This window comes from Mycobacterium gordonae (genome assembly GCF_001417955.2).
GTDB classification, from domain to species: Bacteria; Actinomycetota; Actinomycetes; order Mycobacteriales; family Mycobacteriaceae; genus Mycobacterium; species Mycobacterium gordonae_B.
In genome coordinates this window covers 35,049-41,308 of sequence record NZ_LKTM01000342.1, presented here as the reverse complement: position 1 = coordinate 41,308, position 6,260 = coordinate 35,049, and the positions used below count along the sequence as shown (strand labels likewise).

Genomic DNA, 6,260 nt, shown 5'->3' with positions numbered 1-6,260 from the left:
CGGGGGAGGGTACCAGTCCCAGGAACGAGGAGGCGATCATCCGCACGTCCGGTACTCGCTGCGGATCGGAGAACACGGCGAGTTGTTCGAGGTGGGACAGCTCCTTCAGATCGACCTTCTCGGCGAGTTGGCGGCGGACCGAGGTGGTCATGTCTTCATCGGTGCGCAGCCGTCCGCCCGGCAGCGACCACGCGCCGCGCTGCGGATCCTGTGCACGCTGCCATAACAACACGTTCAGCTGCGGTTTTCCGCTGCGCGGGCCGTCTGTAACCATCCGAACCTGGAACACGACGGCGAGCACTTCGTGGGCGGTGCTACCATGAGGCATGTTTTCGATTGTAAGTCGAAAACCTCCTGAGTGCGAAAGGAGCCGACCATGACGGTCTTGAATCGCATGGATGAGCTGTCGGCCCGCATCATCAGCACGCCCACCGGCTTCACCGGAGTCGACGGCGACGCGCAGTGGGCAGCCGAGATACGTCGGCTGGCGCGCCTGCGCGGTGCCACCGTGCTGGCCCACAATTATCAGCTGCCGGCCATCCAGGACGTCGCCGACCACGTGGGGGACTCGCTGGCGCTGTCGCGGATCGCAGCCGAGGCGCCCGAGGACACCATCGTGTTCTGCGGTGTGCACTTCATGGCCGAGACCGCCAAGATCCTGAGTCCGGACAAGACGGTGCTGATCCCGGATCAGCGGGCCGGCTGCTCGCTGGCCGACTCGATCACGCCCGACGACCTGCGCGCGTGGAAGGCCGAGCACCCCGACGCAGTCGTCGTCTCCTACGTCAACACCACGGCGGAGGTCAAGGCGCTCACCGACATCTGCTGCACGTCGTCGAACGCCGTCGACGTCGTCGCCTCCATCGACCCCGACCGCGAGGTGCTGTTCTGCCCGGACCAGTTCCTCGGCGCACACGTGCGCCGGGTGACCGGGCGCAAGAACCTGCACATCTGGGCCGGCGAGTGCCATGTGCACGCGGGCATCAACGGCGACGAACTCGCCGAGCGGGCCCGCGCCAACCCCGACGCCGAGCTGTACGTGCACCCCGAATGCGGTTGCGCCACTTCGGCTCTGTACCTGGCCGGCGAGGGCGCCTTCCCGGCCGAGCGGGTCAAGATCCTGTCCACTGGCGGCATGCTCGACGCCGCGCACGAGACCCGTGCCCGCAAGGTACTGGTCGCCACCGAGGTCGGCATGCTGCACCAGTTACGCAGGGCAGCACCGCAAGTCGACTTCCAGGCGGTCAACGACCGCGCGTCGTGCAAGTACATGAAGATGATCACCCCGGCGGCCCTGCTGCGCTGCCTGGTGGAAGGCGCCGACGAAGTCCACGTCGATCCCGAGGTGGCGGCGGCGGGGCGGCGCAGCGTGCAGCGCATGATCGCGATCGGCCAGCCCGGCGGTGGCGAATGACCACCCGTCCGGTGTGGCGCGACAGCGTCGATGTCGTCGTGATCGGCATGGGCGTGGCCGGCCTGGCCGCCGCGCTGGCTGCCCACCGCGCCGGCGCCGGGGTTGTGGTCCTGAACAAGGCGGCCCGGACGCGCGGGGTCACGGCAACCCACTACGCCCAGGGTGGCATCGCGGTGGTGCTGCCCGACAGCGACGATTCCGTCGACGCCCACGTCAGCGACACGCTGACGGCCGGTGCGGGATTGTGCGACCCGGACGCGGTGTACTCGATCGTCGCCGACGGCTACCGCGCCGTCACCCAATTGGTCGGCGACGGAGCACGTTTCGATGAAGCCGTGCCCGGTGCCTGGGACGTCACCCGCGAAGGGGGCCACTCCCGGCGGCGGGTGGTGCACGCGGGCGGCGACGCGACCGGAGCCGAGGTGCAACGCACCCTCGATGGCGCCGCACGCACCCTGGACATCCGCAGCAGCCACGTCGCGCTGCAGGTCCTGCACGACGAGGACGGTGTCAACGGGGTGCTGGTGGCCCGCCCGGACGGCGTCGGCATCATCAGCGCGCCGTCGGTCATCCTGGCAACGGGCGGTCTCGGACACCTCTACAGCGCGACCACAAATCCGAACGGTTCCACCGGCGATGGGGTTGCGTTGGCGTTGTGGGCCGGCCTGGCGGTCAGCGATCTGGAGTTCATCCAGTTCCACCCGACGATGCTCTTCGTCCCGGGCGCACAGGGCCGGCGCCCGTTGATCACCGAGGCCATTCGCGGTGAGGGCGCGATACTGCTTGACAGTCAAGGCAATTCGATCACTGCCGGGGTGCACCCGATGGGCGATCTGGCCCCGCGGGACGTGGTCGCGGCCGCCATCGACGCCCGGCTGAAGGCGACCGGCGACCCGTGTGCCTACCTCGACGCGCGGGGGATCGCGGGATTCGCCGCGCGCTTCCCGACCGTCACCGCCGCATGCCGGGCGGCCGGCATCGACCCCGTCCGCCAGCCCATTCCGATCGTTCCAGGCGCGCACTACAGCTGCGGCGGCGTGGTCACCGACGTGTACGGCCAGACGGAGCTGCCCGGTTTGTATGCGGCGGGCGAGGTGGCCCGCACCGGAATGCACGGAGCCAACCGGCTGGCCTCCAACAGCCTGCTGGAGGGCTTGGTGGTCGGGGGTCGCGCCGGACAGGGAGCGGCCGCGCATGCGACGGCCGCGGGCTGCCGGCGCGCGAAGATGCCTGAGCCGATCACCCGCACCGCGCCCCGTCGCGGCGACCTGCAACACGCGATGAGCCGGGATGCGTCAGTGGTGCGTGACGCCGACGGGCTGCGCCGGTTGGCCGACATGCTCAGCGCGGCTCCCGGTCGCACCGTGGCATGCCGCCAGGATGCCGAGGATGTGGCGCTGACCCTGGCCGCCCGTACGGTGACGGCCGCCGCCCTGGCCCGTACCGAGAGCCGGGGCTGCCACCACCGCGCCGAGTATCCGTCGGCCGATGCCGGCCAGGGGCGTAGCGCGCTGGTGCGACTGGCGCCCGACGGCAGCTCGGTGCGGGTCGAGACTCTGGCGGCGGTGGGTTGATGAAGCTGGATGCCGCCGAGCGGGCTGATGCGATGGCGACCATTCGGCGCGGCCTGGACGAGGACCTGCGCTACGGGCCGGATGCCACCACACTGGCGACGGTGTCGGCGGACGCGATGGCCACGGCGTCGATGGTGCCGCGCGAGTTGGGCGTGATTGCCGGGGTGGACGTGGCGCTGCTGGCCCTCGACGAGGTGATCGGCAGCGACGGCTACCAGGTGCTGCACCGCGTCGAAGACGGCACGCGGGTGGGGCCGGGTGAGCCGCTGTTGACGGTGCGGGCCCAGACGCGCGGCCTGTTGACGGCCGAGCGGACCATGCTGAATCTGGTGTGCCACTTGTCCGGTATCGCGACGGCGACCGCTGCGTGGGTGGAGGCTGTCGAGGGCACCAGGACCAAGGTCCGCGACACGCGCAAGACCTTGCCGGGTCTGCGCTTGCTGCAGAAGTACGCGGTCCGCGTCGGCGGTGGCGTCAACCACCGGCTGGGGCTGGGCGACGCGGCGCTGATCAAGGACAACCACGTCGCGGCCGCGGGGTCGGTGGTCGGGGCACTGCGTGCGGTGCGCGCAGCCGCGCCGGAGCTGTCCTGCGAAGTCGAGGTGGATTCCCTCGAGCAGTTGGACGAGGTGCTGCCGGAGAAGCCGGAATTGATCCTGCTGGACAACTTCCCGGTATGGCAGACCCAGATCGCCGTGCAGCGCCGCGACGCGAGCGCGCCGCAGGTGCTGCTGGAGTCCTCCGGCGGGCTCAGTCTGGAAACCGCCAGGACCTATGCGGGTACCGGCGTCGACTACCTGGCCGTGGGCGCGCTGACCCACTCGGTGCGGGTGCTCGACGTCGGCCTGGACATGTGATCAGAGCTCGGGAGGCGGGGCGGGCCGCCGGTTGACCCGCACCGCGATGCGCGGCAGCAGCCGGCCTGGGGCCCGTTGGATGTCGTAATCCCAATCCAGCCCCGTCCAGAGCTGCCAGCCGCGCCAGCGGGCCAGCAGGACGAAGCCGGCCCCGACCAACGTGGCCAGCACCATGCCCGCCGACGCCCGCCCCACATAGTCGAAGGCCACCGCCACGACACTGGCGGCCACCGCGCAGGTGGCGTACAGGGTGTTGCCCCCGAAGATCTGCGGCGTCCGTCGCACGGCGAGGTCGCGCAGCGCGCCGCCGCCTACCGCGGTGATCGTGCCCAGCAGGATCGCCGGCAGCCAGCCCAGGCCGACGTGCAGGGTCTTCTGGGCGCCGGCCGCGGCCCAACAACCCAGTGCCAGCGCATCGACCACCGGGAAGATCAGCGCCCACGCGCGGTCGTGCACCGGTGTCAGGAAGGCGACCACCGCTCCCGCGATCACGGCCAGCGCATACAGATAGTCGGTCAGCGCTACCGGCGGGCCGTGCTGGAGCAGGGTGTCGCGGATCAGGCCGCCGCCCAGGCCCGACAACGTCGCCAGCGCGGCGAATCCGATCGGATCCAGATGCAGTTCGCGCGCCACGAGCCCACCGAGGATGGCGTTGCCGAAGACTCCGGTCAGGTCGATGACCCGCAGGAATTCGCCGACGGTGTCTGTCACGCCAATACGTTAAACCGTCAATAGCAGGCGTGCGGCGGCCTTGGCCGCGTTGAGTGCGGCCGTGTCTCCGCTGGTCCGCGACAGGATCAGCGCGCCCTCGATCAACGAGATCACGGCAAGCCCCGCCGCCTCGGCGCGTGCCGCGGGCCGGCCGTCGCGGCACAGCCGGTCGGTGATCGCCGCGCACCACCCCGCGAAGGCGCGCGCGGCTGCCTCGCGCACCGCGGGACTGCCGTGGACGGCCTCGGTGGCCAGCGGTTCGACCGGGCAGCCGTCGCGCGGGTCACCGGCCAGGCCCGCGGCCAGCACGTCGATCCAGCGATCCACGACGTCGCTCACCGGTTTGTCGGTCGCCAGGAGCTGACGCAGCAGTTGTTCGATGGCCGACCCGGTGGTGTCGACCGCCGCCGCGGCCAGCTGCTGTTTGCCCTGCGGGAAATGGTGATAGAGCGAACCGGGCTTGACGCCCGCCTCCTCGAGGATCTGGTTCAGGCCGGTCGCCGCATATCCCTGGCGGCGGAACAACGTGGCGGCGGTGTCGATGAGCGCGGCGCGGCTGCGGTCGGGTCTCGGCATGCCCTTGACTTTACTTGAGTGATCGCTCAAGAATGTTGCGATGAGGCAACTAATGCATGCGGACGCCGGCCGATACGAGTGGCGGGACGCCGCGGACCTGGAAATTTCGGCGCCCGGACAGGCTTTGGTCCGGCCGCTGGCGGTCGCGTGCTGCGACCTGGATGTCGCCGTCTGCGCCGGCCGGCTGCCGTTACCGCCGGGATACGCCGTCGGACACGAAGGGCTGGCGAAGGTGGTCGCGGTCGGCGACGACGTCACCGGTGTCGCGGCGGGGGACCGGGTGGTGGTGCCGTTCCAGATCAACTGCGGAACCTGCCGCGAATGTCGCCGCGGTGTCACCGGGTCCTGTGGTTCGCTGCCGTTGCTGGCGATGTACGGGATGGGCCCGATCGCCGGTCTCGACGGCGGCGGATTCATGTCGGACCTGGTGCTGGTGCCCTACGCCGACGCCATGCTGATCCCCGTTCCGGACGGAGTCGATCCCGTCGCGATCGCGTCGCTGTCGGACAACATTCCCGACGGCTGGCGCACGGTGGCGCCGTTCGCGGACGAGTTGGGGGCCGTTGATGCGGTGGATCGCCGGGTGCTGGTGGTCGGTCGGGCATCGATCGGGCTGTATGCGGCCGCGTTCGGGGCCGCCCTGGGAGCCCACGTCGACTACGTCGACACCGATCCGCACCGGTTGGCTGCGGCCGAGAAGTTGGGTGCGTCTGTGCACGACCGGCTAAAGCCCGCCAGGGAGTGGGAGCCCTACCCCGTCACGGTGAACACGTCGGCCGACCCCGCACTGCTGGCGGCCACACTGCGCGCGACCTGGCCCGACGGCGTGTGCACCGATACCGGGATCTACTACCAGCCGACCGTGGAGTTGGCGCTGCTGCCGCTCTACACCCGCGGCGTGCGGTTCGTCACCGGCCGGGTCAACGCCCGTGCCGCCATTCCGCAGGTCCTGGCGATGCTGGCCGACGGCTGCGACCTGTCACCGGCGGTCGACCGCGTGGTGCCGTGGGAGGAGGCGCCTACGGGGTGGCCCGAAATGACGGGCAAGACGGTGTTTGTCCGGAGCTGATCGCGTGTGCGGCTACCGCGGCGAACCGGCTGGGTTTGCCTCGGTGGCCGCACCCCGAA

At 70.4% G+C, this 6,260-nt stretch carries 7 protein-coding genes; 4 read left to right on the top strand and 3 right to left on the bottom strand.

From position 1 onward, the window contains the following. On the bottom strand, window positions 1-328 hold a 328-nt coding region (locus AO501_RS24915; RefSeq protein WP_156452769.1), incomplete at its 3' end, for an NUDIX domain-containing protein. A 48-nt stretch (window positions 329-376) separates the two neighbouring features. On the opposite strand from AO501_RS24915, the gene nadA reads away from it, so the two are divergent. The 3 genes from nadA to nadC are packed head-to-tail and all read left to right on the top strand — an operon-like array spanning window position 377 to window position 3,845. Next, window positions 377-1,414, top strand: coding sequence for a quinolinate synthase NadA (gene nadA, locus AO501_RS24910; protein WP_055580259.1), 1,038 nt, complete (start codon window positions 377-379; stop codon window positions 1,412-1,414). Then, complete coding sequence (locus AO501_RS24905) at window positions 1,411-2,988, top strand: L-aspartate oxidase (RefSeq protein WP_055580254.1); 1,578 nt, start codon at window positions 1,411-1,413, stop codon at window positions 2,986-2,988. Before nadA ends, AO501_RS24905 begins: the two co-directional genes overlap by 4 nt. Further along, window positions 2,988-3,845: a carboxylating nicotinate-nucleotide diphosphorylase gene (nadC, locus tag AO501_RS24900; RefSeq protein ID WP_055580253.1), complete on the top strand. Its 858-nt coding sequence runs from the start codon at window positions 2,988-2,990 to the stop codon at window positions 3,843-3,845. The genes AO501_RS24905 and nadC overlap by 1 nt, the downstream gene beginning before the upstream one ends. Here the strand turns inward: nadC and AO501_RS24895 are convergent, their stop codons facing one another. Continuing rightward, complete coding sequence (locus AO501_RS24895; RefSeq protein WP_063892916.1) at window positions 3,846-4,556, bottom strand: trimeric intracellular cation channel family protein; 711 nt, start codon at window positions 4,554-4,556, stop codon at window positions 3,846-3,848. 9 nt (window positions 4,557-4,565) lie between these two features. After that, a complete protein-coding gene (locus AO501_RS24890) occupies window positions 4,566-5,132 on the bottom strand; it encodes a TetR/AcrR family transcriptional regulator (RefSeq protein ID WP_055580252.1) in 567 nt (188 codons plus the stop codon). Window positions 5,133-5,172: 40 nt separating this feature from the next. On the opposite strand from AO501_RS24890, the gene AO501_RS24885 reads away from it, so the two are divergent. Continuing rightward, entirely contained in the window at window positions 5,173-6,201 is a 1,029-nt protein-coding gene (locus tag AO501_RS24885; RefSeq protein ID WP_055580251.1) for an alcohol dehydrogenase catalytic domain-containing protein, read from the top strand. The last annotated feature ends 59 nt before the right edge of the window (window positions 6,202-6,260 follow it).

What these genes read in the sequence shown, in the direction of transcription:
- AO501_RS24885 (WP_055580251.1), top strand. Translation starts at nt 5,173, where the DNA reads ATGAGGCAACTAATGCATGCGGACGCCGGCCGATACGAGTGGCGGGAC.
- AO501_RS24890 (WP_055580252.1), bottom strand. Translation starts at nt 5,132, where the DNA reads ATGCCGAGACCCGACCGCAGCCGCGCCGCGCTCATCGACACCGCCGCC.
- nadC (WP_055580253.1), top strand. Translation starts at nt 2,988, where the DNA reads ATGAAGCTGGATGCCGCCGAGCGGGCTGATGCGATGGCGACCATTCGG.
- AO501_RS24905 (WP_055580254.1), top strand. Translation starts at nt 1,411, where the DNA reads ATGACCACCCGTCCGGTGTGGCGCGACAGCGTCGATGTCGTCGTGATC.
- nadA (WP_055580259.1), top strand. Translation starts at nt 377, where the DNA reads ATGACGGTCTTGAATCGCATGGATGAGCTGTCGGCCCGCATCATCAGC.